The sequence below is a fragment of the Streptomyces sp. SID3343 genome, assembly GCF_009865215.1.
Lineage (GTDB): Bacteria > Actinomycetota > Actinomycetes > Streptomycetales > Streptomycetaceae > Embleya.
The window spans coordinates 41,191-65,852 of the sequence record NZ_WWJX01001166.1 but is presented as its reverse complement, the minus strand read 5'-3'; the positions used below and the strand labels follow the sequence as shown (position 1 = coordinate 65,852).

Annotated in this window: 20 protein-coding genes; 12 read left to right on the top strand and 8 right to left on the bottom strand. The window is 69.4% G+C overall.

All coding sequences use genetic code 11. From position 1 onward, the window contains the following. Nucleotides 1-668: 668 nt before the first annotated feature. From GT354_RS36845 to GT354_RS36830, 4 genes are all read left to right on the top strand, one after another. Entirely contained in the window at nucleotides 669-1,097 is a 429-nt protein-coding gene (locus tag GT354_RS36845) for a Uma2 family endonuclease (protein ID WP_237535818.1), read from the top strand. A 216-nt stretch (nucleotides 1,098-1,313) separates the two neighbouring features. Then, nucleotides 1,314-2,381, top strand: a complete 1,068-nt coding sequence (locus GT354_RS36840; protein ID WP_161360732.1) for a Zn-dependent alcohol dehydrogenase — start codon at nucleotides 1,314-1,316, stop codon at nucleotides 2,379-2,381. A gap of 382 nt (nucleotides 2,382-2,763) precedes the next feature. After that, nucleotides 2,764-3,201, top strand: coding sequence for a DUF485 domain-containing protein (locus tag GT354_RS52950; protein WP_202512693.1), 438 nt, complete (start codon nucleotides 2,764-2,766; stop codon nucleotides 3,199-3,201). 53 nt (nucleotides 3,202-3,254) lie between these two features. Continuing rightward, the gene (locus GT354_RS36830) at nucleotides 3,255-4,916 is read left to right on the top strand and encodes a cation acetate symporter (protein WP_202512704.1); all 1,662 of its coding nucleotides are present in this window, start codon (nucleotides 3,255-3,257) and stop codon (nucleotides 4,914-4,916) included. 90 nt (nucleotides 4,917-5,006) lie between these two features. On the opposite strand, the gene GT354_RS36825 is transcribed toward GT354_RS36830, so the two are convergent. The 4 genes from GT354_RS36825 to GT354_RS36810 form a co-directional block, all read right to left on the bottom strand. Continuing rightward, complete coding sequence (locus tag GT354_RS36825) at nucleotides 5,007-5,558, bottom strand: flavin reductase family protein (protein WP_161360730.1); 552 nt, start codon at nucleotides 5,556-5,558, stop codon at nucleotides 5,007-5,009. A 187-nt stretch (nucleotides 5,559-5,745) separates the two neighbouring features. Next, nucleotides 5,746-6,606 (bottom strand): enoyl-CoA hydratase-related protein, encoded by an 861-nt coding sequence (locus tag GT354_RS36820; RefSeq protein ID WP_161360729.1) that lies wholly within the window; start codon nucleotides 6,604-6,606, stop codon nucleotides 5,746-5,748. Between the two features lie 96 nt (nucleotides 6,607-6,702). Then, nucleotides 6,703-8,898 (bottom strand): acetate--CoA ligase family protein, encoded by a 2,196-nt coding sequence (locus tag GT354_RS36815; protein ID WP_161360737.1) that lies wholly within the window; start codon nucleotides 8,896-8,898, stop codon nucleotides 6,703-6,705. 220 nt (nucleotides 8,899-9,118) lie between these two features. Continuing rightward, a complete protein-coding gene (locus tag GT354_RS36810) occupies nucleotides 9,119-10,636 on the bottom strand; it encodes a class I adenylate-forming enzyme family protein (RefSeq protein ID WP_161360728.1) in 1,518 nt (505 codons plus the stop codon). Nucleotides 10,637-10,879: 243 nt separating this feature from the next. Here GT354_RS36810 and GT354_RS36805 point away from each other — a divergent pair, with 243 nt between their 5' ends. Continuing rightward, nucleotides 10,880-12,013: an acyl-CoA dehydrogenase family protein gene (locus GT354_RS36805; RefSeq protein WP_161360727.1), complete on the top strand. Its 1,134-nt coding sequence runs from the start codon at nucleotides 10,880-10,882 to the stop codon at nucleotides 12,011-12,013. A 122-nt stretch (nucleotides 12,014-12,135) separates the two neighbouring features. Here the strand turns inward: GT354_RS36805 and GT354_RS36800 are convergent, their stop codons facing one another. Both GT354_RS36800 and GT354_RS36795 read right to left on the bottom strand, forming a co-directional pair. Continuing rightward, nucleotides 12,136-12,786, bottom strand: a complete 651-nt coding sequence (locus GT354_RS36800) for a TetR family transcriptional regulator (RefSeq protein WP_161360726.1) — start codon at nucleotides 12,784-12,786, stop codon at nucleotides 12,136-12,138. Nucleotides 12,787-12,790: 4 nt separating this feature from the next. After that, a complete protein-coding gene (locus GT354_RS36795) occupies nucleotides 12,791-13,594 on the bottom strand; it encodes an SDR family oxidoreductase (RefSeq protein WP_161360725.1) in 804 nt (267 codons plus the stop codon). 215 nt (nucleotides 13,595-13,809) lie between these two features. On the opposite strand from GT354_RS36795, the gene GT354_RS36790 reads away from it, so the two are divergent. The 5 genes from GT354_RS36790 to GT354_RS36770 all read left to right on the top strand — a co-directional run bounded on the left by GT354_RS36790 (nucleotide 13,810) and on the right by GT354_RS36770 (nucleotide 19,895). Further along, nucleotides 13,810-14,568, top strand: a complete 759-nt coding sequence (locus GT354_RS36790) for an enoyl-CoA hydratase family protein (RefSeq protein WP_237535817.1) — start codon at nucleotides 13,810-13,812, stop codon at nucleotides 14,566-14,568. A gap of 102 nt (nucleotides 14,569-14,670) precedes the next feature. Continuing rightward, nucleotides 14,671-15,540 carry a CoA transferase subunit A gene (locus GT354_RS36785; protein WP_161360723.1) on the top strand — a complete coding sequence of 290 codons (870 nt, stop codon included), beginning with the start codon at nucleotides 14,671-14,673 and terminating at the stop codon, nucleotides 15,538-15,540. Further along, complete coding sequence (locus GT354_RS36780) at nucleotides 15,537-16,310, top strand: CoA-transferase (RefSeq protein ID WP_161360722.1); 774 nt, start codon at nucleotides 15,537-15,539, stop codon at nucleotides 16,308-16,310. The genes GT354_RS36785 and GT354_RS36780 overlap by 4 nt, the downstream gene beginning before the upstream one ends. Next, the gene (locus GT354_RS36775; RefSeq protein WP_346012342.1) at nucleotides 16,307-17,392 is read left to right on the top strand and encodes a nitronate monooxygenase family protein; all 1,086 of its coding nucleotides are present in this window, start codon (nucleotides 16,307-16,309) and stop codon (nucleotides 17,390-17,392) included. The genes GT354_RS36780 and GT354_RS36775 overlap by 4 nt, the downstream gene beginning before the upstream one ends. 301 nt (nucleotides 17,393-17,693) lie before the next feature. After that, nucleotides 17,694-19,895, top strand: coding sequence for an MMPL family transporter (locus tag GT354_RS36770; protein ID WP_161360721.1), 2,202 nt, complete (start codon nucleotides 17,694-17,696; stop codon nucleotides 19,893-19,895). A 296-nt stretch (nucleotides 19,896-20,191) separates the two neighbouring features. Here GT354_RS36770 and GT354_RS36765 read toward each other — a convergent pair whose 3' ends face one another. After that, entirely contained in the window at nucleotides 20,192-21,358 is a 1,167-nt protein-coding gene (locus GT354_RS36765) for an acetyl-CoA C-acetyltransferase (RefSeq protein ID WP_161360720.1), read from the bottom strand. A gap of 171 nt (nucleotides 21,359-21,529) precedes the next feature. On the opposite strand from GT354_RS36765, the gene GT354_RS36760 reads away from it, so the two are divergent. Further along, on the top strand, nucleotides 21,530-22,672 hold the full coding sequence (locus GT354_RS36760) for an acyl-CoA dehydrogenase family protein (RefSeq protein ID WP_161360719.1): 1,143 nt from the start codon (nucleotides 21,530-21,532) through the stop codon (nucleotides 22,670-22,672). A 13-nt stretch (nucleotides 22,673-22,685) separates the two neighbouring features. Then, nucleotides 22,686-23,714 carry an acyl-CoA dehydrogenase family protein gene (locus GT354_RS36755; protein ID WP_161360718.1) on the top strand — a complete coding sequence of 343 codons (1,029 nt, stop codon included), beginning with the start codon at nucleotides 22,686-22,688 and terminating at the stop codon, nucleotides 23,712-23,714. 140 nt (nucleotides 23,715-23,854) lie between these two features. Here the strand turns inward: GT354_RS36755 and GT354_RS36750 are convergent, their stop codons facing one another. Then, on the bottom strand, nucleotides 23,855-24,631 hold the full coding sequence (locus GT354_RS36750; protein ID WP_161360717.1) for an enoyl-CoA hydratase/isomerase family protein: 777 nt from the start codon (nucleotides 24,629-24,631) through the stop codon (nucleotides 23,855-23,857). Between the last annotated feature and the right edge of the window lie 31 nt (nucleotides 24,632-24,662).

Here is a 24,662-nt window from a genome sequence, read left to right as displayed (position 1 = left end):
CGGCGGGAGCCGTCGGCGGAGCGGGTGCTCGCGTTCTCGGTCGCGCGGCCCCCGCTCGGGGCGCCGGGGGCACGGCTCGCGGGGACTCCGGGGTCGGCCGGTGCGGGTCGGGCCAGGTCTTCGGCGGCCGACGCGCGTAGCTGGTAACTCCCGGTCGCCGGATCCATGACCCACATGTCCGCGACGTCCACATCGTCGTGTGGATCGCCCCCACCGTGTGGTCGCCGAACCCCATCCCCTGCGCCCACGTCCGCCCTCCCGGTAGCTGCCGACCCTCCCCGGGTCGGTACGCGATTGAGGCGAACCCGGGCCCGGCCCGGACCGTCGAACACCGGGTCCGATCGGCTTGATCCGCCGTACGATGCGCCGTCGCATCCACGTAATCGGATCACCCTACTGAGCCGAATGCGTTTACCACGCGGAGCCGGGGGCTCGAAACGGTCCGGACACAGGGGTGGACCGTGCGGCCGACAAGGTAAAAACCAGACGGATGGTCATATGTCGGGTCGGTCTTCGCGGGCGTACCTCGTGCAGGTGATCGATCGTCATTTCCCTGCGTGCAGTGCGAGAAATGCGTACGGTTCGGGCGCAGTCGCCCGTCGTGGGGGGCGGTGACCCACTCTGGGGCGAGGAGGTGTTTCCCGATGGCCGTAGCGACACATGAGCCGATGGTGACTACGTCCGACTCCGGTCTGCTCGACGAGATTTTGTGGCAGACCCGCAACACGATGACTCTGCCCGAGGGATTCCGCGCCGAGATCATCGAAGAAGCCGTCGAGGTGTCTCCCACCGGGGCCCTGCGCCATCTCAAGATCGCCACGAGGTTGCGGAGGGCGCTCGACGCGCATCTGTCGGAGGAGGCCGGCGCCCCCGAGCGGGCGATGGGCACGTATCAGGACGGGAACGTGATCCACGGCCGCAAGGTCTACATTCCGGACGTGTTCGTCGCACCGGCGGACATCGAGGAGGCGAGCGACCCCGAGGGCCTCGGGGTGGACGTGGCACACGTCCCCTTCGTGGCGGAGGTCGTCTCCGACTCCTCGACGCCGCCGGGTCGGGCCGGGTGCGTGAACATCACGCTGTGGCACGGGGGTTGAACTCGTCGCCGATGCGACACGTGTGTGATGGCGGGGCTGGTGGGAGGCGGTTTCGACCTTGCACGAGAGGACTGTCACAACTGGCTGACTCGTCGTCAGGTCCCGGCTAGAGTGCCGCACGGGTACGTGTGCGCGCTTGGACCACAGGACTCCGTCAAGCCAGGAACCCGTCGAGCGCCCCGGCTCATCAGCCCATTTCCGATGGAGGAGGAACCGGTGAAGGGCGTTCTTTTCGACGGCAAGGAAGCCTCGATCGTCGACGATCTCGAGGTGCGAGAGCCTGCGGCCAACGAGGTCCTGGTCAAGATCGGCGCGGCCGGCCTGTGCCACAGCGACATCTCGGTGATCAACGGCACGATCCCCTTCCCGCCCCCGGTCGTGCTCGGCCACGAGGGCGCGGGCGTGGTGGAGGCGGTCGGCGAACTGGTCACCCACGTCAAGGTCGGCGACCACGTGGCCCTGTCCACGCTCGCGGCCTGCGGCGCGTGTCGCGAGTGCGACCGGGGCCGGCCGACGATGTGCGTCAAGAGCTTCGGACAGCTCAACCAGCCGTTCACCCGGGGCGGCAAGCCGGTGTACAACTTCGCGGGCCTGTCGGTCTTCGCGGAGAAGATCGTGGTCAAGGGCGTCCAGGCGGTCCGGATCCCCAAGGACATCCCGCTCGCGTCGGCCGCGTTGATCGGTTGTGGCGTGTTGACCGGGGTCGGCGCGGTGCTCAACCGGGCGAAGGTCCAGCCGGGCGACACGGTCGCGGTGATCGGTACGGGCGGCATCGGCCTCAACGTGATCCAGGGCGCGAAGCTCGCGGGCGCGACCCGGATCGTCGCGGTGGACGCCAACCCCGCGAAGGAGAGCGTGGCCCGCGAGTTCGGCGCGACCGACTTCGTCGACGCGCGCGCGGTCGAGGACTCGGTCAAGGCCGTCCAGGCATTGGTGCCCGGCGGCGTGGACCACGCCTTCGAGTGCGTGGGTCACGTGCAGGTCATCCGCAACGCGATCGACATGCTGGGCCGGGCCGGCCAGGCGATCATCCTGGGCGTCGCGCCTTCGGACGCCGAGGCGTCGTTCCACGTGTCCTCGATGTTCCTGGACAAGTCGATCATGGGCTGCCGATACGGCTCCTCGCGTCCGCAGTACGACATCGCGCGCTACGCCGACCTGTACCGGACGGGGGCGTTGAAGCTCGACGAACTGGTCACCCAGACCTACGCGCTCGACGACTTCCACCACGCGGTGGAGGACGCCGAGGCCGGCAAGATCGCCCGGGGCGTCTTCGTTTTCTGACCCCTGTCGATCCCGGATCCTTTCGCGACCAAGCGCGCCGCTGCCGGTTCGAGCGGCGCGCTTCGTCATGTCCGGAAGCCGGTGGGCGGGCGCCCACGGTGCTCAGCGGACGTAATTTAAGCGTCGATTTTCGTAAGGGTTCGGTCGCTTGCCGAATTTCCCGCGACAAGTTTGTTCAATAGCGCGAACAGCGTGGATACGTGGGTTATCCGCGTAACCGCCCAGTCCCTCTTTCAGTTGATCGGATAGGTTCCGCACGCCCTTGCGGCGCCTCTAAACTCGCTCCGCCGCGGCCCCGGGTCCCACGGACCGCGGTCAGCTACCCGATCGGCGCTCCGGGCCACGCGCGGGGTGTCCGCTGGAGAGGAGCCCCACCCGCCTCATGCCGACTCCGCACGAAGAACCGTACGACAAGCCACCCGAGCCCGAGGCGACGCCCGCGGGGTCGACCCCGGCCGGTTCGTCCGGCGCCCGGCCCGCGGATTCCGCCCGGCCCGAGCGCGAAGCGTATGTGGACGACCGCACCGGCTATTTCGAGATGGAACGGGACCCGCGTTTCGTACACCTCAAGAAGCGCCAACGGTCGTTCATCTTTCCGGTGACCGCCGCGTTTTTGGCCTGGTTCCTGCTCTACGTGGTCATGTCCGCGTACGCGCGCGACTTCATGGCCAAGGAACTGACGGACCACATCAATGTCGCGCTCGTGTTCGGCCTGCTCCAGTTCGTCTCGACATTCCTCATCGCCTGGGCCTATTCGCGATTCGCGCGCAACCGACTCGACCCCGTCGCCAACGAACTGCGAGAGGAACTCGAAGCGTGAACCCCTCTCTCGACCTCGCCGCGGAGTCAAGCAACCGCGGCTGGACCTTCGGCATGTTCGCCGTACTGGTCGCGGTGACGCTCGGCATCACCTTCTGGGCGAGCCGCAAGAACCGGACGGCGGCGGACTTCTACGCGGGCGGGCGCTCGTTCTCCGCGTTCCAGAACGGGATGGCGATCGGCGGCGACTACATGTCGGCCGCCTCCTTCCTCGGAATCGCCGGGATCCTGGCGCTGTCGGGCTACGACGGCTTCCTGTACTCCATCGGCTTCCTCGTCGCGTGGCTCGTGGCGCTGTTGCTCGTGGCCGAACCCATGCGCAACTCCGGCCGCTTCACGATGGCCGACGTGCTCGCCAACCGCATGCGGGAGCGGCCCGTGCGTACCGCGGCGAGCGTGTCCACGATCGTCGTGTCGATCTTCTACCTGATCGCCCAGATGGTCGGCGCGGCCTCCGTCGTCTCGCTGTTGCTCGACGTCAAGAGCGACACGGCGCAGATCTCGGTCATCGCGGCGGTGGGCGCGCTGATGATCGTGTACGTGACCGTGGGAGGCATGAAGGGCACGTCCTGGGTGCAGATCGTCAAGGCCGGACTGCTCATGGTGGGCGCGTTCGTGATGTGCGTGTGGGTGCTCGCGAAGTTCGACTTCGACATCGCGGACCTGCTCGGCACCGCGGCGTCCAAGTCCGGATCGGGCGAGTCCTTCCTCCAGCCGGGGCTCAAGTACGGTGCCACGGACGGCTGGTCGAAGATCGACCTGATCTCGCTCGGCCTGGCCCTGGTGCTCGGTACGGCCGGTCTGCCGCACATCCTGGTGCGCTTCTACACCGTCCCGGACGCCCGCACCGCGCGTAAGTCGGTGACCTGGGCGATCGGCATCATCGGCGTCTTCTATCTGATGACGCTGATCCTCGGGTTCGGCGCGGCGGCCCTGATCGGCAGCAAGGAGATCAAGAAGGCCGACCCGTCCGGCAACACGGCGGCGACCCGGCTCGCCGAACACCTGGGCGGTGGTTCGGGCACGACCGGTGGCGCGCTGATGCTCGCGTTCATCGCGGCGGTCGCGTTCGCGACCATCCTCGCGGTGGTCGCGGGGCTCACCCTGGCGTCGTCCTCGTCGTTCGCGCACGACCTGTACGCGAACGTCTTCCGCAAGGGCCGTACCAACGACGCCGACGAGGTCCGGGTGGCCCGCGTCTCGGCGCTGGTGATCGGCACTGCGGCGATCGTACTGTCGGTGTTCGCCCGGGAGTTGAACGTCGCGTTCCTGGTCGCCCTGGCGTTCGCGATCGCGGCCTCGGCGAACCTGCCGGCCATCGTGTTCTCGCTGTTCTGGAAGAACTTCAACACGCGCGGCGCGGTCTTCGGCATCTACGGCGGGCTCGTCACGTCGGTCCTGGTCGTCGCCCTGTCCCCGATCTGCTGGGGCGGCGCGACCGAGACCAAGCCGGCCATCGCCAAGCTCAGCGCCAAACAGGCCGAGGATTGCGACGTCTCGATCGACGCCAAGAACGTGGGCAACGCGACCGCGCTGTTCAGCTGTACGGCCAAGGCGCCGATTCCGCTGGAGAATCCGGGGATCATCTCGATCCCGGTCGGCTTCGCGTGCGCCGCGATCGGCGCGCTCTCGGCCCGTCGCCGCCGCAAGGACGACGACGACCGCAAGTTCGCCGAACTGGAAGTGCGAGCCCTTACCGGCGCCGGCGCGCACTGAACTCCCGTTCGCCCGGACGACCTCGGACTCACGGTCGCGTCACGCCGTGGCGCGAAGCCGTGAGTCCAGGGTCGTCGCGGTGGGCTCGGCCTACTTGTTCGCGCTGGGGTGGCCGAACTTGCCCTTGTAGAAGAGGAGGGGGGCGCATTCCACCCTCGGGGCGTCCAGGGCCTGGACCCGGCCTATGACGATCTCGTGGTCGCCGCCGTCCACGACGCTCTCCAGCGTGCAGTCGATCCACGCCAGCACGTCGTCGAGCCTGGGGGAGCCGGTGGGGGCGGGGCTGTGCGCGACGCCGGCGAACTTGTCGGCGCCGCTGACCGCGAAGCCGCGGCACAACTGCTCCTGGTCCTCGGCCAGCACGTTCACGCAGAACCGGCCGCCCGGTCGGATCCGGGGCCACGTGGTGGACGTCTTCGCGACGAAGAACGTCACGAGCGGCGGGTCCAGGGAAAGCGACGCGAAGGACTGGCACGCGAAGCCCACCGGGGTGTCACCGTCGAGCGCGGTGATCACCGTGACGCCGCTCGCGAAGTGGCCGAGGACATGTCGGAACGTGGCGCCCTCGACGACGCCGCCCTCGGGCAGGGCGATGGCCGCGGGATCCGCGGGCTTCGTGCTCGCTGCGTCGATCTGGCCCATGGTGGACTTCCTCGCAGGTGTCTTGGGGCGTCGGGTCTGTGACGCTACGTCACCCGTTTTCCTTGCGTCAATCAAAGGGCAACGGGTCCTTCGTCACACCTGACGACTCGTCAGTTGCCGTGTGGCGCAAGGCACATCGTCATATGTGGTGGTGGGGCGGGCGCGCAGGTCGCGGGCCCGCCGACGATCACCAGCCGTAGTACTCGGGCTTGCGGCGCTCCATGAGAGAAGCGACACCCTCGTTCGCGTCGCGCGACGTCATGTTCAGCTCGACGATCTGCGCCTCCTCGTCGAACGCGCTCACCCGGTCGCTGTCGAGCGAGCGGTTGACCAGCTGCTTGGTGTACGCGTACGCCCGGGTCGGGCCACTGGCGAGCCGCTCGGCCCATTCCCGGGCCACGCCCTGGAGTTCGTCGTCGGCGACGACCTTGTTCACGATCCCGATCCGCAGCGCCTCGGCGGCCGGCACGTCGTCACCGAAGAACATCAGTTCCTTGGCCTTCTGCGGGCCGACCAGGCGCGGCAGCAGGTAGGCGCTGCCGCCGTCCGGGACCAGGCCCCGGCGGGTGAAGATCTGGATGAAGCGCGCGCTCTCGGCCACGATCACCAGGTCGCACGCGAGCGCGAGGCTCATGCCGTAGCCCGCCGTGGTGCCGTTGACCGCCGCGATCACCGGCTTCTCGCAGTCCAGGACCGCGTTGGTCAGCCGCTGCACACCGGTCCTCATCATCCGGGTGGCATAGCCGGTCGGCCGAGCCGGCGGCTTGGGCGCCGCGTCGTCCTCGGCCGCGTCGGCCGCGGCGAGGAGCGACTTGGTGCCCGGTGAGCTGCGCAGGTCCATGCCCGTGCAGAAGTGCTTGGGACCGGCGGCGGTCAGCACGACCGCGCGCACGGCCTCGTTCGCCGACGCCTCGCCGAGCAGTTCGATCATCAGCTCGCGCTGGGCCCACGTGATCGCGTTGCTGGCCTTGGGCCGGTTCAGCGTGATCCACAGCACGCCGTTCTCGACGCGGTGCAGCAGCTCGGGTTCGGTCTCGGTGGTGCTCATCTGCCCTGTACTCCCTGGGTTGTCGCGATCGCCGAGGGTGCGATCGACGGAAAAAGCGGGGCGCGCCGCAGCGAGATTCGGCGCGCCCACGGCGAACTACCGCGCCACCGCCAGCGCGTCGAGTGCGACGGTGCCGCCTCCGCGCGGCATGACCATCAGCGGGTTGATGTCCAACTCCAAGAGCTCGTCCCCGAGTTCCAACGCCATCCGCTGGACGCGCATCACCACGTCCACGAGCGCGTCCAGGTCGGCCGGCGGCTGGCCGCGCAACCCCTGGAGGCACTTGAGGCCGCGCAGCTCGCCGAGCATGCGCCGCACCTCGTACGCGCCGAACGGCGGTACGCCGATCGCGATGTCGTCGAACACCTCGACGAAGATGCCGCCCAGGCCCACCGACACGGTCGGCCCGAACAGATCGTCGTGCGAGATGCCCACGACCATCTCGACGCCCTTGTCCACCTGTTGGCACACCAGCACGCCTTCGAGCCGCCCGGACCCGGCCTCCTTGGCCGCGTCGGTGATCTCGCGGTACGCGTCGCGCACCTGGCTGGCCGAGCGCAGGCTCAGCTTGACCAGGCCCAGGTCGCTCTTGTGCGGCAGTTGCGGACCGCACGCCTTCATCACGACCGGGTAGCCGATCAGCCCCGCCGCGCGCACCGCGGCCGCCGCGGACGTCACGAGTTGCTCGCGCGGCACCCGGATGCCGTACGTGCGCAGGAGCTGCTTGGCCGAGTGCTCGGACAGCGGCTTGCCCGACGACAGCAGCCGCTTGGCCTTCGCGGCGGCCGGTGACGCGGCGCGCGGGACGTCCTCGAACGGCGACGCGTACTGCGTACGGAAGCGGTGGTAGTCGAAGTAGGCGCGCAGCGCCCGCACGCAGTTGCCGAACGTGCGAAAGACCACGACCCGGTTCGACTTGAGCAATATCTCGCGGTAGGCGTCCTCGTCGCCCACCGGGGAGCCCCACACCACGCACACGACCTTGTCGGTCGCCTCCGCGGCGTCCACGAGGTCCTGCGCGAGCTTGTCGCTCATCGGCGGGAACGCACCGGTGATCGGACACACCAGGACGCCGATCCCGGGGTCGGCCAGGATCGCGTCGATGATCTTGCGCCCGCGCTCGTCACCCGCGGGGTGACCGCCGTTGTCCACGGGGTTGGACACGGTCAGGTACGGCGGGATCCACTCGTGCAGCTTCTCCTGGGTCCCCCGGGCAAGCTGAGGCACCGTCAGGCCCTCGGCCGAGGCGAGGTCGGCCATGTGCGCGCCGGTGCCTCCCGAGATCGAGTACACGCACACGCCCTGCGCGATCGGGGTCGTGGTACGCGCGAACAGCTGTGAGGTGTCGATGAGTTCGTCGAGGCCGTCGACCCGGGTGACGCCGTACTGGCGAAAGACCGCCGACGCCGTGCGGTCGCCGCCGGTGAGTTTGCCGGTGTGCGACTGGGCCATCCGCGCGCCGGTCTCGGTGCGGCCGACCTTGACCACCACGACCGGCACACCCTGCCGGGCCGCGTGGTCGGCCGCGAGCGCGAACGTGCGGCCGTCCTTGAAGCCCTCGACGTACGCGGCGATCACCCCGACCTCCTCCTGGTCGGAGAAGTGCCGGACGAAGTCCGCGATCTCCAGGTCGGCCTCGTTGCCGACCGGGGCCCAGTGCGAGACGCGGATGCCGATCTCCTGCGCCGCGAAGACCGGGCGACCCTGGTGGCCGCTCTGGGTGATCAACGCGATGGCGGGGCCGTCGAGGTCGGTGCGGAACTCCTCGAAGGCGTTGAGATTGGTGTTGGGCCCCAGCAGGCGCAGCGAGCCCCCTTGGGTGAGTTGCGCGAGCCGGTCCTGCGCCTGCGCCCCCGCGGCGCCGGCCTCGGCGAAGCCGGCGGCGAACACGACCGCGAAACCCACGCCCGCGCCCGCGAGTTGCTCCAGTACCTCGGCCGGGTCACCGACCAGCACCACCGCGAGATCGATCTGTTCGGGCACCGCGGCGATGTCGGGGTGACAGGGCAGCCCGGCGATGCGCTCGTGCTTGGGGTTGACCGGGAACAGTCGAGCGCCCACGCGCTCGGCCCACGCGATCAGTTGCGCGGTGATCCGCGCGCCCGGTCGGCCCTCGGTGTCGGACGCACCGATCACGGCGACGGTGCGCGGTCGGAAGAAGCGATCCAGGTCGGCGGGGCGGAGCGCGAGTGGTCGGCCGGTCACGTCGAGTTCGGCCGACGGATCCGCGTTCGCGGTGACGCTGGTTCGAGTGTGCCCCGGGAAGTGGTGTCCTCTGCTGTCGTGAAGCATCATCGCGCCCGTCCCTTTTCGATCTTTCGTCGCCGCCAGATCCGATCGACACCCGATCGAGGCCAGAATCGAGCTGACGGTTAGTCAGTTAGCTTGCTGATGGGACGTCAGGGCTGTCCACTGTCTCACCGGCCCGGTCCCGACGCATCTGTCCGATCACCTGGACATTTGCTGACTTGGTCAAAGATGTAGCGGCTGTCTGCTGGTCATCGATTGGTTACTACACGTCCCCAAAGGACTTCTCACGCTCCGTCAGGGACTTGCGGTCCACTTTGTCCATCCCGGTCAACGGCAACTCCGGCACGACGCGGACCGCTTCGGGGAGCTTGTGCGCCGACAGTCTCGGAGCCGCGAACTCGCGCAATGCGGCGAGTGACGGCGCGGATGCTGCACGTGACACCACCACCGCGACGCCGATCTCTCCCATCACCCGACTCGGTCGTGGGACCACCGCCACGGCGGCCACGTCGGGATGGTCGAGCAGCACCGCCTCCACCTCCTGCGGGTACACGTTGTACCCGCCGCGGATGTACATCTCGGTCATCCGCCCGGTGATCCGCAGGCAGCCCGCGGCGTCGATCAGGCCGAGGTCGCCGGTGCGCAACCGACCCTCGTCGTCGAGGGCCGCGGCCGTGGCCCCGGGGTTGCGCCAGTAGCCCGCCATCACGGCGGGCGAGCGCAGGCAGATCTGTCCTTTCTCCCCCGGGGCGACGAGCTCGCCGGTCTTGGGATCGCGAATCTCCAGCTCGGTGCCCGGTCGGGGACGGCCGACCGTGAACAGGGCCTCGGAGTCGGGGGCGTCGAACGCGGTGAGGGTACCGAGTCCGCCGGACTCCGTCGACGAGTAGCGAATCGAGTAGCCCGCCCCGAATCGGGTCCGGGCCTCGTGCACGACCGGGGCGGGGGAGGGACCGCCGCCCACGATCAGCCCGCGCACGTGCGCGAGGTCGTAACGGTCGAACTCCGGGCGGCCGAGCAGCAGCGAGACCTGCGCGGCGACGCCGCCGACGTACGGGATGCGCTCGCGGGCCACGACGCGCAACGCGTCCTGGGCCCGCCAGCGGCCGAGCACGTGCAAGGTGGCGCCCATCTTGAGGTAGCCGGCCAGTTTGGTCATGAAGCCGACGTGCGGCAGGCCGGTGGCGACCAGTTGCGGGCCGCCTTCGCCCCAGCGGTCGCCGGTGTCCATCGCGGTGATCGCGGCGATCTGCCGGGACGTGAACAACGCGCCTTTCGGGATCCCCGTGGTGCCCGAGGTGAAGACCACCGTCTCGGGCAGGTCCGGGTCCTGATCCCCCGTCACCGGCGGTGCGGGCGGGATCTCGTCGAGCCGAAGTTCGGCCCAGACGTCGTGCGCGCCGGTCGCCGGCACGCAGCGCACGAGCTCGGGGCCCGCGGGAACGCCCTCGGCCAGCTCGTCGGTGACCAGGACCAGATCGGGCCCGGCCTGGGCCAGGATCGCGGCGCGCTCGACGGGGGTGTAGCGCGGTCCCACCCCCGTGGTGATCGCGCCGAGCCGGGCCAGCGCCAGGTAGGCGACCACGTACTCGGGGCCGGACGGCAGCACCAGGGCGACCACGTGTCCGGGGCGCACTCCGCGCCGCGCCAGGCCGGCCGCGACCTGGTCGGTGACCGCGTCCAGACCCCCGTAAGTGAACGCGCTCCCGCCGTGCACGAGGGCCCGGCGCTCGGGGAAGCGGCGGGCAGCCTCGCGAAGAACTCGGGCGAGAACGGTCACAAGAAGGTCCCTTCGGCCTGCACACGCGGATTGGGCGTGGGGGTGGTGTATGCCACACAACACGACACGCCCGGGGTAACGCGACGTTTCAGAGGTGTGACGAAAGCAATGTTCAAATCGTATGACGGTGTGTCAGATACTGGTGCTCGCGGGCTGCCGGATCGTCAATGGGGCCGACCGGAACTCGGGCCGGGCAACCGTCCCGGACCCGCGTGACATGTGAGTGCCAAGGAGTTGCGGTACGTGGACGTCGAGTTCAGCGATGAGCAGCAGGAGATCCGCAGAGCACTCCGGGACGTGTTCGACAAGCACAGCGCCTCGCCTGCGGTTCGGGCGGTGATGGCCACCGAGACCGGCTACGACGCCGACGTGTGGCGGCGTGTGTGCGCGCAGACCGGTCTGCCCGGTCTCGCGGTTCCGGAGGAGTACGGCGGGGTCGGCTTCGGCTTCACCGAGTTGGTCGTGGCTCTGGAGGAGATGGGCCGGTCGCTGTTCCCCTCGCCCTTCTTCGCGTCGTCGGTGCTGACGGCGTACGCGCTCGTGCACGCGGGCGACGAGGGCGCACGGGCCGAGTACCTGCCGGGGATCGCGCAGGGCACCATGCTGGGCGCGCTCGCGCTGGCCGAGCCGGGCAACCGGGACGTGCGCGCGGTGGGCATGGGCGCGCGCGACGTCGGCGGCGGCCGGTGGCGCCTGGACGGGGTCAAGACGCATGTGATCGACGGGTTGATCGCGGACCTGGTCGTGGTGGTGGCGCGGGTCGACGAGGATCTTGCGCTGTTCGCCGTTCCCGGCGACGCCGCCGGGCTGACCCGGGCGGCGCTCCCGACCCTGGACCAGACGCGCAAGCAGGCCCTTCTGACGTTCGCGGACACCCCCGCCAGGCTCCTGGGTACCACCGGGGCCGGCGCGGCCCTGGAGCGGGTCCTGGCGCTCGCGGAGATCGCGGTGGCGGCGGAGGCGGTCGGCGGTGCGGCGCGCTGCCTGGAGATGACCGTCGAATACACCAAGGGACGCGTGCAGTTCGGCCGCCCGATCGGCTCGTTCCAGGCGATCAAGCACCGTTGCGCGGACCTGTACGTCGAGGTCGAGACGGCGCGCTCCGCGCTGTACTACGCGGCGTGGGCCGCGACCGAGGCCGAGGAGGCGGGATTGGCCACGCCCGGTGAACTGGCCGTGATGGCCCCGCTGGCGATGACCACGGCGACCGCCGCGTATCGGCACGTGGCCGAGGAGATGATCCAGCTGCACGGCGGGGTCGGCTTCACGTGGGAGTACGACTGCCACCTGTATCTGAAGCGGGCCACCACGTCGGCGCTGCTGTTCGGCGACCGCGGCGCCGCGCGTGAGCGGATCGCGGAGCTGGCGGGCATCTGAGCCGGTCGCCGGGCGGGGCGTCCTCGAACGCCGGACGGGCTTGAAAAGCTTGTCCTCAAACGCCGGACGGGCTGAGATTCAGCCCGTCCGGCGTTTGAGGACAGCTCGGCCGAAGGCCGGCTCTAGCGCGTCGGGGGCTTCTTCCCCGTGACGCCCATGTAGACGAGCGTCGAGAGCGCCGGGCGGACGTCCTTCATCTTGATGTTCCAAGACTCGAAGCCCTTCTGGTGCCCCGCGACCGCGGCCAGCATCGCCACGAGCGTGCCCGCCATGGCGCTCGGCTGCACGTCGTCGCCGACCTTGCCCTTGGCCTGCATGCTCTCGATGGCCTCGGTCAGCGAACCGGTGACCGCCGTGAGGATCTTCTGGCGCACCTTGTAGAAGCGCTTGTCACCCTCCGCGGAGGCCAGGTCGACCACACGAAGGATGGGCTCGTAGTCCCGCCAGAACTCCAGGAAGCCGTCGGCCAGGGCCTCGGCGGCGGGGTAGCCGCCCTTGCCGGCCCAGTTCTGCTCCTCGGCGAGCGTCTTCAGCCGTTGGCCGTCCTTGGCCATGTCGTTGGCGATCTCGAGGATCGCGCTCTCGACGTCCTGGAAATACTGGTAGAAGGTGGCGGGAGAGGTGCCGGCCATCCGGGCGACGTCGATGACCTTGACGTCCCGGTACGGCGACGTTTCGAGCATCTCGCGGAGGCAGTCGAGCAGCTTTTGCCGCGTCGCCTGTCCGCGTCGCCCGGCGACGCGGCCGTCGACGGTGCGAACTTGTCCTGTCATGCCGTCAGTTTACGGGCGCATGATCGGGTTCGGTGTCCGCCGCACGGAGGAAAGCGGGCATTTCTCCGCCTCCGTGCATGAGCAGTTCGGCTCCGCTGACGTACCGTGACATCGGCGACGCGAGGAACAGACACACGTCGGCGACATCGGAGGCGTCCGCCATGCGACCCAGCGGAATCGTGTCCGCGACGCGCTGCACGCCCGCCTCGTCGCCGTAGTGCAGGTGCGCCTGTTCGGTCCGTACCAGGCCCACGATCACGGAGTTCAGCCGAATCTTCGGCGCCCACTCGACCGCGAGGGTGCGCGTCAGCGAGTTCATCCCGGCCTTCGCCGCGCCGTAGGCCGCGGTGCCCGGCGAGGGACGCACTCCGCTCACGCTGGAGACGTTCACGATGACCCCACCGTCTTCTTGACGGTGCATCAAGCGGTGGGCGGCCTGCGCGAAATACAGCGGACCGAGCAGGTTCAGCTCGACGATCGCCTTGGAGAAACGCGGTGACACGGTCGCGGCGTCGGTGTGCGGCGCACCGCCCGCGTTGTTGATCAAAACGTCGAGCCGGCCGAAGCGCTGCTCGACGAACTCCGCTACGGCGAACGCCGAGTCGGGGTCGCGCACGTCGGCGTGGGTGTACACGGCGGTGCGGCCGGCGACGCTGGGCAGGTTCTCCGGTTCGCTGCGCGAGCACACCACGACGTCGGCTCCGGCGGTCAGGAAGCGCTCGCTGATGCCCCGTCCGATGCCCTTCCCGCCGCCGGTGACGAGGACGACGCGTCCGCTCAGGTCGAGCGGATTGGTGGGGGACGTCATGGCCTGCTCCTGGAGGGCTGCGGTGTCGTGGGCGCCACGCTCGATCCGTCTGGCGTGGGTCGCTCGGGGTCAACTATGGTGGCAGAAATCTGACGATCAGTCAGATCGAATGGTGATGTGCCTCTCACGACCGGACGGCCGCGTCGGCCGCACCCGCCGGTACCCGGGACATGACCAGTCGATCCGACGCTTGCGGCCGAATGGATCTGGTTGCCATGGCTATCCGTTACGAGGTGCGTGAGGGCATCGCCGAGGTGGTGCTCGACGCGCCTCCCGTCAACGCGCTCACCGTCGCCGGTTGGTTCGAACTCGCGGATCGGCTCCGCGAGGCGAGCCGCGACCGACAGGTCCGAGCCGTCGTGCTCCGGGCCGAGGGACGCGGCTTCAACGCCGGCGTCGACATCAAGGAGATGTCCAACACCGAGGGCTTCGACGCGCTGGTGGCGGCCAACAAGGGCTGCTACGACGCGTTCGCGGCGGTGTACGACTGCGAGGTGCCCGTGATCGCGGCGGTGCACGGCTTCTGCGTCGGCGGCGGCATCGGCCTCGTCGGCAACGCGGACATCGTGGTCGCGTCGCACGACGCGTTCTTCGGCCTGCCCGAGGTGGACCGCGGCGCGCTCGGCGCCGCCACCCACCTCGCGCGCCTGGTGCCGCAGCACCGCATGCGTCAGATGGTCTACACGTCGGAGAACGCGCCCGCGTCCGAACTGCACGCGTACGGCTCGATCTACAAGCTCGTCGACCGCGACAAGCTCGTCGACACCGCGTTCGAGGTGGCGCGCGCCATCGCCGCGAAGAGCCCGACCGTCATCCGCGCCGCGAAGGCGTCGCTGAACGGCATCGACCCGGTCGACGTCAAGCGCTCGTACCGCTACGAGCAGGGCTTCACGTTCGAACTGAACCTGACCGGCGTGTCGGACGAATTGCGGGACGCCTTCACCGAGGGTCGCGACGCGGACACATCCAAATGAGTGCCACGGTCGGTTGCCGGGGGTCCGGGGGTTGTCTCCCGGGTCGGCACAGTACCGAGGGTCGCGACGCGGACACATCGAAGTAGACGGGAGCAACCATCCATGGCTGACAAGCGCATGACGCCCGATCAGGTCGTCGCACAGCTTTCCGACGGCATGACCATCGGCATCGGCGGATGGGGTTCGCGGCGCAAGCCGATGGCCCTGGTCCGCGCGATCCTGCGGTCGGATCTCAAGGACCTCACGGTCGTCTCGTACGGCGGCCCCGACGTCGGGCTGCTCGCCCGCGCCGGCAAGGCGAAGAAGCTCGTCTACGCGTTCGTGTCGCTCGACTCGATCCCGTTGGAGCCCAACTTCCGGTACGTCCGGGAGAACGGCCTCGTCGAGGCGGTCGAGTACGACGAGGGCATGTTCCTCACCGGCCTGCGCGCCGCCGCGCAGCGCCTGCCGTTCCTGCCCACGCGCGCGGGCCTGGGCTCGGACATCCTCAAGGTCTCGCCGCACCTGAAGACGATCGAATCCCCTTACGGGGACGAGACGTTGGTCGCGATGCCGGCGCTGAACCTGGACGCTGCGCTGATCCACGCGAACGTCGCCGACGAGCGCGGCAACGCCGCCCTGACCGGCCCCGACCAGTTCATGGACGACCTGTTCTGCCTCGCGGCGGAGAAGGCGTACGTCTCCGCCGAGCGGGTGGTCCCGAGCGAGGAACTGCTCAAGGCGGCCGGCTGCGTGCACACCCTGACCGTGCACCGCTACATGACGCACGGCGTCGTGGAGGCCCCCAACGGCGCGCACTTCACCGAGTGCCCGCCCGAGTACGGCCGGGACGAGGCGTTCCAGAAGGCATACGTGAGCGCGGCGTCCGACCCCGAGGCGTGGGCCGCGTTCGAGCAGCGGTTCCTCAAGGTCGCGAGCGAAGCGGAGTACCAGGCCGCCGTCGCGGAGTTCAAGAAGGAGACGGCCAAGTGAGCACCGACACCCTGACCGACGCCACGCGCGCCGACATCTGCGTCGCGGCCGTCGCGGACTGCTTCCGCGGCGACGGCGAGATCATCGGCAGCCCGATGGGCACGATCCCCACGATCGGCGCCCGACTGGCCCGCGCGACGTTCGAGCCGGACCTGATGCTGTCCAACGGCGAGTCGTACTTCTTCGAGGGTGACGCCCGACTGGGCGCCAAGCCCGACGAGTTCGCCGTGGTCGGCTGGATTCCCTACCGCCAGGTGCTGGACGTGCTCACGTCCGGTCGCCGGCACGTGATGATGGGTCCGGTACAGATCGACCCGCACGGCAACGCCAACATCTCGGCGATCGGCGACTGGGCCAAGCCCAAGCGCCAGGTGCTGGGTTCGCGCGGCGGCCCGGGCAACACCATCAACCACACGACGAGTTACTGGATCCCCAAGCACTCGGCGCGCGTACTCACGCCGAAGGTGGACATGGTCTCGTGCGTCGGCTACGACCGCGCCGCGGAGCTCGGCAGCGCCGGGCGTTTCCACGAGGTCCGACGCGTCGTCACCAACCTGTGCGTGATCGACTTCGAGACCGACGCGAAGGTCATGCGGCTGCGTTCGCTGCACCCAGGCGTCACCGTCGAGGAGGTCGTCGAGGCGACCGGCTTCGAGCTGGTGATCCCGGCCGACGTGCCGACCACACGGGTGCCGGGCGACGACGAGCTGCGGATCATCCGCGACGTGCTCGACCCGCGCGGGATGCGACTGCGCGAGGTGCCGGCGTGAGCGACGCACTGCACCCCGCCCTGCGCAACGGGTTCACCGAGAAGTTCGGCGTCGACTACCCGATCGTGCAGACCGGCATGGGCTACGTGTCCTACCCCCGGCTGGTCGCGGCGACGGCGGAGGCGGGCGGCCTGGGCATCCTGGCCTCGGCCACGATGACCTACGAGGAACTGGTTGCGGCCATCGCGGCGGTCAAGAAGGCCACGTCGAAGTCCTTCGCGGTCAACCTGCGCGCCGATGCCCCGGACGCGGCCGAGCGGATCGACCTGATGGGCCGCGAGGGCATCACGGTCGCGTCGTTCGCGCAGGCGCCCAAGAAGGACCTGATCAAGCGCGCGCACGACCTGGGCATGCTGGTGGTCCCCTCGATCGGCGCCAAACGGCACGCGCAAAAGGTCGCCGAGTGGGGCGTGGACGGCGTGATCGTCCAGGGCGGCGAGGGTGGCGGGCACACCGGCTCGATCCCGACCACGCTGCTGCTGCCGCAGGTGACCGACGTGCTCAAGGGCACCGACGTCACGGTGATCGCGGCGGGCGGCTTCTTCGACGGGCGCGGCCTGGTGGCGGCGCTCGCGTACGGCGCGGACGCGATCGCGATGGGCACGCGCTTCCTGCTGACCTCGGACAGCCCCGTGGGCAACGCGGTCAAGGACGTCTACCTGGCGACCGACGTCAACGGCACCGTGGTGTCCAAGGAGGTCGACGGCGTCCCGCACCGGGTGCTCGCCACGGACTTCGTGAAGAAGCTGGAGGCCCGCTCCGGTCTGGCGCGCTATCCGCGTTCGATAGCCAACGCGGTCAAGTTCCAAAAGCTCAGCGGCGCCAAGCTCACCGACATGGTCCGCGAGGGCCTGGCGATGAAGAAGTCGCAGGGCCTGAGCTGGCCCCAGGTGCTGATGGCGGCCAACACCCCGATGCTGCTCAAGGCGGCGATGGTGGACGGCCGGCCGGACCTGGGCGTGATGGCCTCGGGCCAGGTCGTCGGCGTGATCGACGACCTGCCCTCGTGCGCGGAGCTGATCACCCGGATCGCCGCGCAGGCGAGCGAGATCCTGTACGAGCTGGAGTCGCGCGAAGGCTGACGGCACGACACCCCCAGGGACCCCGCGCATCCGGTGCGCGGGGTCCCTCGTGTTTCCGGGGTCCTGGAGCCGCCTCCTGACGTCTCGTCAAAACACGTGATCGGCACCGTCGTTCCCTCGGTGGCGCGGTGCTGCGCGGTGCCGCGCCGCACGGCGCCGAGTACGGGGTGGGGGGACGCTCCCCGCGGGGTGGGTCTAGGCCCACCGCGCCAGGGGGCCGGCTGCACTGTGTGCCGTCTTCGGCGTCGACAGACTCGATCTGTCAGCGGAAATACGCGGTGAATCACGAGGGGACCTGACGATGACCAAGCAGCCTGCGACCGTTCGCGTCGCACGATGGAGCGCCACCCACCCGTGGCGGGCGATCGGCATGTGGATCGCGTTCATTGCCGTCTGCCTGGTCCTCGGCGGGATGGCCGGCACCGAGAAGACCAAGAACAAGGACTTCGAGTTCGGCGAGTCGGGCCGGGCCAACGAGATCATCCGCACCTACGGAATGATCGCCCCGGCCGAGGAGAACGTCCTCGTCACCGCGAAATCCGGCACCCTGGACAAGCCCGCCGCGGACAAGGCCGCGGCCGACGTGGCGGCGCGGATGCGAGCCCTGAAGGAGGTCGACGCGGTCGGCGCGCCGGTCGAGGCCAAGGACGGCTCCGGTCTCCTGGTGCCGATCACCATGAAGGGCGATCCCGAGCAGGCCAAGGATCACATCGACCCGCTGCTGAACGCCACCAAGGCGGCCCAACGGGCCAATCCCGACCTGCGGGTCGAGCAGATCGGCGACGCTTCGATGAACGTCGCGCTCAACGACCAGGTCGGCAAGGACCTCGGCAAGGCCGAGATGTTCAGCCTTCCGGTCACGTTGATCATCCTGATGGTCGCGTTCGGCGCGATGATCGCCGCCGCGGTTCCGGTGCTGCTCGCGATCACCGCAGTGGTCGGCTCGGTGGGCCTGTTCGGCCTCGCCTCGCACGTCTTCCCCGACGCGGGGACGGTGTCGAGCGTGATCATGATGATGGGCATGGCCGTCGGCGTCGACTACTCGCTCTTCTACGTCAAGCGAGAGCGCGAGGAGCGGGCCAAGGGGCGGGGCAAGATCGACGCGATCGAGATCGCCGCGGCGACCTCGGGGCACGCGGTCGTGGTCTCCGCCGTCGCGGTGATCGTCTCCATGGCCGGCATGTACCTGGCCGACGACGCGATCTTCGCGGGCCTGGCCACCGGCGGGATCATCGTCGTCGCGGTCGCCATGGTCGGCTCGCTCACCGTGCTGCCGGCGCTGCTCGCCAAGCTGGGCAACAAGATCGACCGCCCGCGGATCCCGCTCCTGTGGCGCCTGACGGCCCGTGAGGACCGCGAGCCCCGAGTGTGGAAGGCGCTGCTGAAGCCCGCCCTGCACCACCCGGTGATCACGCTGGTCGTCGCGGTTCTCGCCCTGGGCGCCCTGGCCCTGCCGGCGTTCGACATGAAGCTCCAGAACACCTCCGCGGACGATTTCCCGCGCGAGATGTCGATCATGCAGACCTACGACCGGATGACCGCGGCCTTCCCGGACAAGAACTCCGCGAGCAACATCGTGGTGCTGGCCCCGGCGGACAAGAAGAACGAGTCCAAGGCCGCCCTGGAGCAGGCGATCGCCCGGACCCGGCAGAGTCCGCTGTTCGTCCACGAGACCCCGCAGATCGAACAGTCCCAGGACGGACGGGCGTTCAAGGTCGACGTGACCACGCCGCACCGCAGCTCCAGCGACGAGGCCAAGGCCGCGCTCAAGGAACTGCGCACGGTGATCCTGCCCGAGACCGTCGGCAAGGTGCCGGGCGCCGAGAGCGCGGTCGCCGGTCCCACGGCGGACAACAAGGACTACGGCGAGCGCGTGATGGACAAGCTGCCGCTCGTGATCGGCTTCGTCCTGCTGCTGACCTTCGTGATGATGTCGGTGACGTTCCGCTCGGTGGTCGTCGCGCTCACCGCGATCGGGATCAACCTGCTCTCCGCGCTGGCGTCCTTCGGCTTCCTGGTCCTGGTCTTCCAGCACACCTGGGCGGAGGGGATCCTGGACTTCAACTCCAACGGCACGATCATCTCGTGGCTGCCGCTGTTCCTGTTCGTGGTCCTGTTCGGCCTCTCGATGGACTACCACGTCTTCGTGGTCAGCCGGATTCGCGAGGCCGCCCAGTCCGGCCTGAACACCCGGGACGCGGTCGAGAAGGGCATTACCGGTTCGGCCGGCGTGATCACCAGCGCCGCGATCGTGATGGTCTCGGTCTTCGCGGTCTTCGGCACGATGAGCATGATGGACATGAAGCAGATGGGCGTCGGCCTGGCCGCCGCGGTCCTCATCGACGCGATCGTGGTCCGCATCGTGATCCTGCCCTCGCTGATGACCCTCCTGGGCACCGCCAACTGGTGGCCGACCCGCATCCCCCGCCTCCACGCCCCGTCCCACGCGGCCCCGCAGACCCCGGCCCCGTACGAACCCCACGTCTACGAACGCCAACTCTGACCCCGACCCGACCCGACGCCGAAGGCGCGACCACTCACGGGGGTGGTCGCGCCTTCGGCGTTACATCCGTTCGGGTGACCTGCTCGACGTAACCCCTGGCAGCCGGGGGATGCTCGCCTGGTTGCGGGCGGCGGCCCTGATGCGTGACCGGATGCGGCGTGAGCGACGACAAAGCGCACGTGGTGATCGTCGTCGACCTTGCCGGGCGGGCGGATGTGTACTACCGGGGTAGGGCCTGAAAGCCGAACGCGGGCCCACCCGGTTTCGGTGGGGCCCGCGGTTGCTCGGCTGAGGGGTCAGCCCAGGCGTTCGATGATGGTGGCGTTGGCGAGGCCGCCGCCTTCGCACATGGTTTGCAGGCCGTAGCGGCCGCCGGTGCGTTCCAGGTGGTGGAGGAGGGTGGTCATCAGGCGGGCACCGGTGGCGCCCAACGGGTGGCCCAGGGCGATGGCGCCGCCGTTGGGGTTCACCTTTTCGTGGGGGGCCTTGATGTCCTTCATCCAGGACAGGACGACCGGGGCGAACGCCTCGTTGATCTCGACCGCGTCGATGTCGTCGATGGTCAGGCCCGACTTGGCGAACGCGTACTCGGTGACCGGGATCGGGGCGGAGAGCATCTCGATCGGGGAGGCGCCGCGCACGCTCAGGTGGTGGATGCGGGCGCGCGGGGTCAGGCCGTACTGCTTCAGCGCCCGCTCCGAGACGATCAGCAGCGCGGCGGCACCGTCGGAGATCTGCGACGCGACGGCGGCGGTCATCCGGCCGCCCTCCATCAGTACCTTGAGGCCGGCCATCTTCTCCAGCGTGGTGCCGCGACGCGGCGGCTCGTCGACCGAGATCAGCGTGCCGTCGACGTCGATCGGGGCGATCTCGCGCTCGAAGTACCCGTTGTCGATCGCGTGCAGCGCGCGTTCGTGCGACGCGAGGGCGAACTGTTCCATCTCCAGGCGGGAGACGTCCCACCGCTTCGCGATCAGCTCGGCGCCGTAGAACTGGTCCACCGGCTCGTCGCCGTAGCGCGCGACCCAGCCCTTCGACCCGGAGAACGGGTCGGTGAAGCCGAACTGCGCCGCCGAGGTCATCGCGGCGCCGATCGGGATCTGGTTCATGTTCTGCACGCCGCCGGCGACGACCACGTCCTGTGTGCCGGACATCACGCCCTGCGCCGCGAAGTGGATCGCCTGCTGCGACGAGCCGCACTGGCGGTCGATCGTCACGCCCGGCACGGCCTCGCTGTAGCCCGCCGCCAGCCAGGACGTACGCGCGATGTTGCCCGCCAGCGGGCCGATCGCGTCGACGCAGCCGAACACCACGTCCTCGACCACGTCCGGGTCGATCCCGGTGCGCTCGATCAGCGCCTTGATCGCGTGGGCGCCCAGGTCGGCCGGGTGTACGCCCGCCAGGCTGCCCTTCTTGCGGCCGACCGGAGTACGGACCGCATCGACGATGTATGCCTCGGCCACGGGAGTCCCCTCATGTATTCGGACCGGCTGCGTGTCGGATCGCACGCCTGCGCCGGTGTCGCGACACCGTTCGGAGCCGTTAACCTGACGACCCGTCAGTTATGCTACCCGTGTCCGACCGGGTTTCGACCTGTGTGTCCTCGGTCTCACACCCGTCGAGGGAGTCGCCCAGTGGATCTCGAATTCACCGAGCAGGAGCAGGAGTTCCGCCGGGAGGTGCGCACCTGGCTCGATGCCAACGTGCCCGCCGATCCACTGCCGTCGATGGACACCCGGGAGGGCTTCGTCGCCCACCAGGCGTGGGAGAAGAAGCTCTTCGACGCGCGCTGGGCGGTGGTGTCCTGGCCGAAGGAGTACGGCGGCCGCGAGGCCGGCCTCACCGAATGGCTCATCTTCGAGGAGGAGTACTACCGCGCGGGCGCCCCGGGCCGGGTCAGCCAGAACGGCATCTTCCTCTTCGCGCCGACCGTCTTCGAGTTCGGCAGCAAGGACCAGCAGGACCGCTACCTGCCCAAGATGGCCTCCGGTGAGGAGATCTGGGTCCAGGGCTGGTCCGAGCCGGAGGCCGGCTCCGACCTCGCCAACGTGCGCTCGCGCGCCGATCGCGACGACGAGCGCGGCGGCTGGCTGCTCAGCGGCCAAAAGATCTGGAGTTCGCGCGGCACCTTCGGGCACCGCCTGTTCGGCCTGTTCCGCACCGACCCCGACGCGCAGCGTCACCGCGGCCTGACCTACTTCATGGTCGACCTCGCCGGCGAGGGTGTGACGGTCCGTCCGATCCCGCAGCTGGACGGGGAACCGGGCTTCGCCGAGGTCTTCCTCGACAACGTCTTCGTCCCCGACGCCGACGTGCTCGGTGGGGTGAACGAAGGCTGGAAGATCATGATCGCCACCACCGGCAGCGAGCGCGGCCTGAACCTGCGCAGCCCCGGTCGCTTCGTGGCCCCCGCCGACAAGCTGATCGACCTGTACAAGGAAAGCCCACGGCCCGCCGAGCGGGACGCGGTCGTACAGGCGTGGATGGACGCCGAGGCGTATCGGCTGTTCACGTTCGGGACGGTCACCAAGCTCGCGGCGGGCGGCTCGATCGGCGCCGACTCGTCGATCAACAAGGTCTTCTGGTCCGAGATGGACGTCGAGTTGCACGCGACCGCGTTGCGCCTGCTCGGCGAGGCGGGCGAACTCGACGACGGCGACGGCGGCTGGCTGGACGGCTTCCTGTTCGCGCTCGGCGGCCCGATCTACGCCGGCACCAACGAGATCCAACGCAACACGATCGCCGAACGCATCCTCGGCCTGCCCCGAGCGAAGTAGAAGGATTCCGACGATGCGTCTCGCATACACCGAAGACCAGGAACTGTTCCGCGACACCGTCCGGGACTTCCTCGCCGACCAGTGCACCACCACGCACGTACGCGCCGCGTGGGCGGCCGACAGCGCGATCTCGGCCCGCTGGCAGGAGCTCGCCAAGGTCGGCGTGACCGGCATCGTGGTCCCCGAGGACCACGACGGCCTGGGCATGGGCGACGAGGAACTCGCGGCCGTGCTCGTGGAGACGGGCTACGCCGCGCTGCCCGAACCGCTCCTGGAGGCGGCCGTCGCGGTCGGCCTGTTGGCCGAGTTCGCGCCGGACGCGGGGTGGTTGGCCAAGATCGCGTCGGGGGAGGCGACCGCGTCCGTACTGCTGCCCGGTCAGCGCTTCGCGGTCGAGGCCGCCGCCGCCGGCCTGCTGGTCATCGGCCTCGACAACGGCGACGTCCACGTGGTGAACCCGGCCGACTGCACGCTCACCCCGCAGCGCTCGGTCGACCGCAGCCGCAAGCTGTACCGCGTCGCCTTCGAGCCGACCCCGGAAACCCTGGTCGCCTCGAACGCGCAACGGTCGCTGGCCCGTGCGGCCGACCGGGGCGCGCTGGGCGCCGCGGCGCAACTGCTCGGCCTGACCAAGCGGATGCTCGACACGACCGTCGAGTACGCCAAGCAGCGGGTCCAGCGCGGCGTGCTGATCGGCACCCACCAGTCGGTCCAGCACCACCTGGCCAACGTGCTGATCAAATTGGAGTTCGCCAAGCCGGTCGTGCTGCGCGCGGCCTACTCGCTCGCGCGCGACCTGCCGTCCGCGGCCCGGGACGTGTCGATGGCGAAGATCTACGCGAGCGAGGCGGCCGACCTCGCGGCCCGCAACTGCCTCCAGGTGCACGGCGCGATCGGCTACACGGAGGAACACGACCTCCAGCTGTTCATGAAGCGCGCATGGGCCCTGGGCACCGCGTGGGGCGACGCCGGCACCCACCGCGACCGCATCGCAACCGACCTGCTCGGCGACGCCCCGGCCCCGCCCACGCCGTCCTACTGACCCGCGAGAACCCCGCGAAAGCCCCGCGAGAACTCTGCGGGCACCCCTGACCTGACGACGCATCAGGGCGGCCGTCGTCGGGACGAGGCCCCGGCCCGCTTCGGCGAGTCGGGGCCTCGGCACGCCCGTGAGCCGGCGGCTCACCGCACCCGATACTCCTTGCTCCGTCCCTGGAACAGGCCCGCCTGCTCCGACCAGTCCAGGTTGCCCAACTCGATCATGTGCGGGGCCATGGTGAGCGCCTGAGCCCGGGTCAGGTCCCGCGCGGCCCAGATCGAGCGCACCGACCCCTGCACGCCGTGCGGCGGATACGACGCGATCGTCTCCGCGGCCCAGCGCGCGGTATCCAGGAGGTCGGCGGCCGGCACCACCTCCGACACCAGACCGGTTTCGTACGCGCGCTTGGCGCTCATCCGCTCCGCGTTGCCGAGCAGCGTGAGCCGCATGACCTCGCCGAGCGGCATCCGCTGTGCGAGGTGCATCGACTCGAACCCGGACACCATGCCGTAGGTCGTGTGCGGGTCGAAGAACGTGGCCCCCTCCGCCGCGATCACGAACTCGCACTCGCCGAGCAGGTAGAACGCGCCGCCACAGGCCATCCCGTTGACCGCGACGATCACCGGCTTCCACAGGTCGGAGAACTTCGGCCCGATCCGCAGCATCGGGTCGTCGATCATGTACGGCGAGGACGGCTGGGCGATGTCCACGTCGCGGTCGATCCCGGTACAGAACGCCTTGTCGCCGGCGCCGGTGAGTACCACGCAGCGTACGTCGTCGTCGTGCCGCAGATCACGCCACAGCGAGTGCAGTTCGTCGATCATCGCGGCGTTGAACGCGTTGTGCCGGTCCGGACGGTTCAGCGTCACCCACGCGACGCCGTTCTCCTGCTCGTAGCCCAGCGTCTCGAACTTGCGCATTGCCTCAACCCTCAATCATCGGTGACCCGGC

What these genes read in the sequence shown, in the direction of transcription:
- GT354_RS36845 (WP_237535818.1), top strand. Translation starts at nt 669, where the DNA reads ATGGTGACTACGTCCGACTCCGGTCTGCTCGACGAGATTTTGTGGCAG.
- GT354_RS52950 (WP_202512693.1), top strand. Translation starts at nt 2,764, where the DNA reads ATGCCGACTCCGCACGAAGAACCGTACGACAAGCCACCCGAGCCCGAG.
- GT354_RS36830 (WP_202512704.1), top strand. Translation starts at nt 3,255, where the DNA reads ATGTTCGCCGTACTGGTCGCGGTGACGCTCGGCATCACCTTCTGGGCG.
- GT354_RS36825 (WP_161360730.1), bottom strand. Translation starts at nt 5,558, where the DNA reads ATGGGCCAGATCGACGCAGCGAGCACGAAGCCCGCGGATCCCGCGGCC.
- GT354_RS36820 (WP_161360729.1), bottom strand. Translation starts at nt 6,606, where the DNA reads ATGAGCACCACCGAGACCGAACCCGAGCTGCTGCACCGCGTCGAGAAC.
- GT354_RS36815 (WP_161360737.1), bottom strand. Translation starts at nt 8,898, where the DNA reads ATGCTTCACGACAGCAGAGGACACCACTTCCCGGGGCACACTCGAACC.
- GT354_RS36800 (WP_161360726.1), bottom strand. Translation starts at nt 12,786, where the DNA reads ATGACAGGACAAGTTCGCACCGTCGACGGCCGCGTCGCCGGGCGACGC.
- GT354_RS36795 (WP_161360725.1), bottom strand. Translation starts at nt 13,594, where the DNA reads ATGACGTCCCCCACCAATCCGCTCGACCTGAGCGGACGCGTCGTCCTC.
- GT354_RS36790 (WP_237535817.1), top strand. Translation starts at nt 13,810, where the DNA reads ATGGCTATCCGTTACGAGGTGCGTGAGGGCATCGCCGAGGTGGTGCTC.
- GT354_RS36785 (WP_161360723.1), top strand. Translation starts at nt 14,671, where the DNA reads ATGGCTGACAAGCGCATGACGCCCGATCAGGTCGTCGCACAGCTTTCC.
- GT354_RS36770 (WP_161360721.1), top strand. Translation starts at nt 17,694, where the DNA reads ATGACCAAGCAGCCTGCGACCGTTCGCGTCGCACGATGGAGCGCCACC.
- GT354_RS36755 (WP_161360718.1), top strand. Translation starts at nt 22,686, where the DNA reads ATGCGTCTCGCATACACCGAAGACCAGGAACTGTTCCGCGACACCGTC.
- GT354_RS36750 (WP_161360717.1), bottom strand. Translation starts at nt 24,631, where the DNA reads ATGCGCAAGTTCGAGACGCTGGGCTACGAGCAGGAGAACGGCGTCGCG.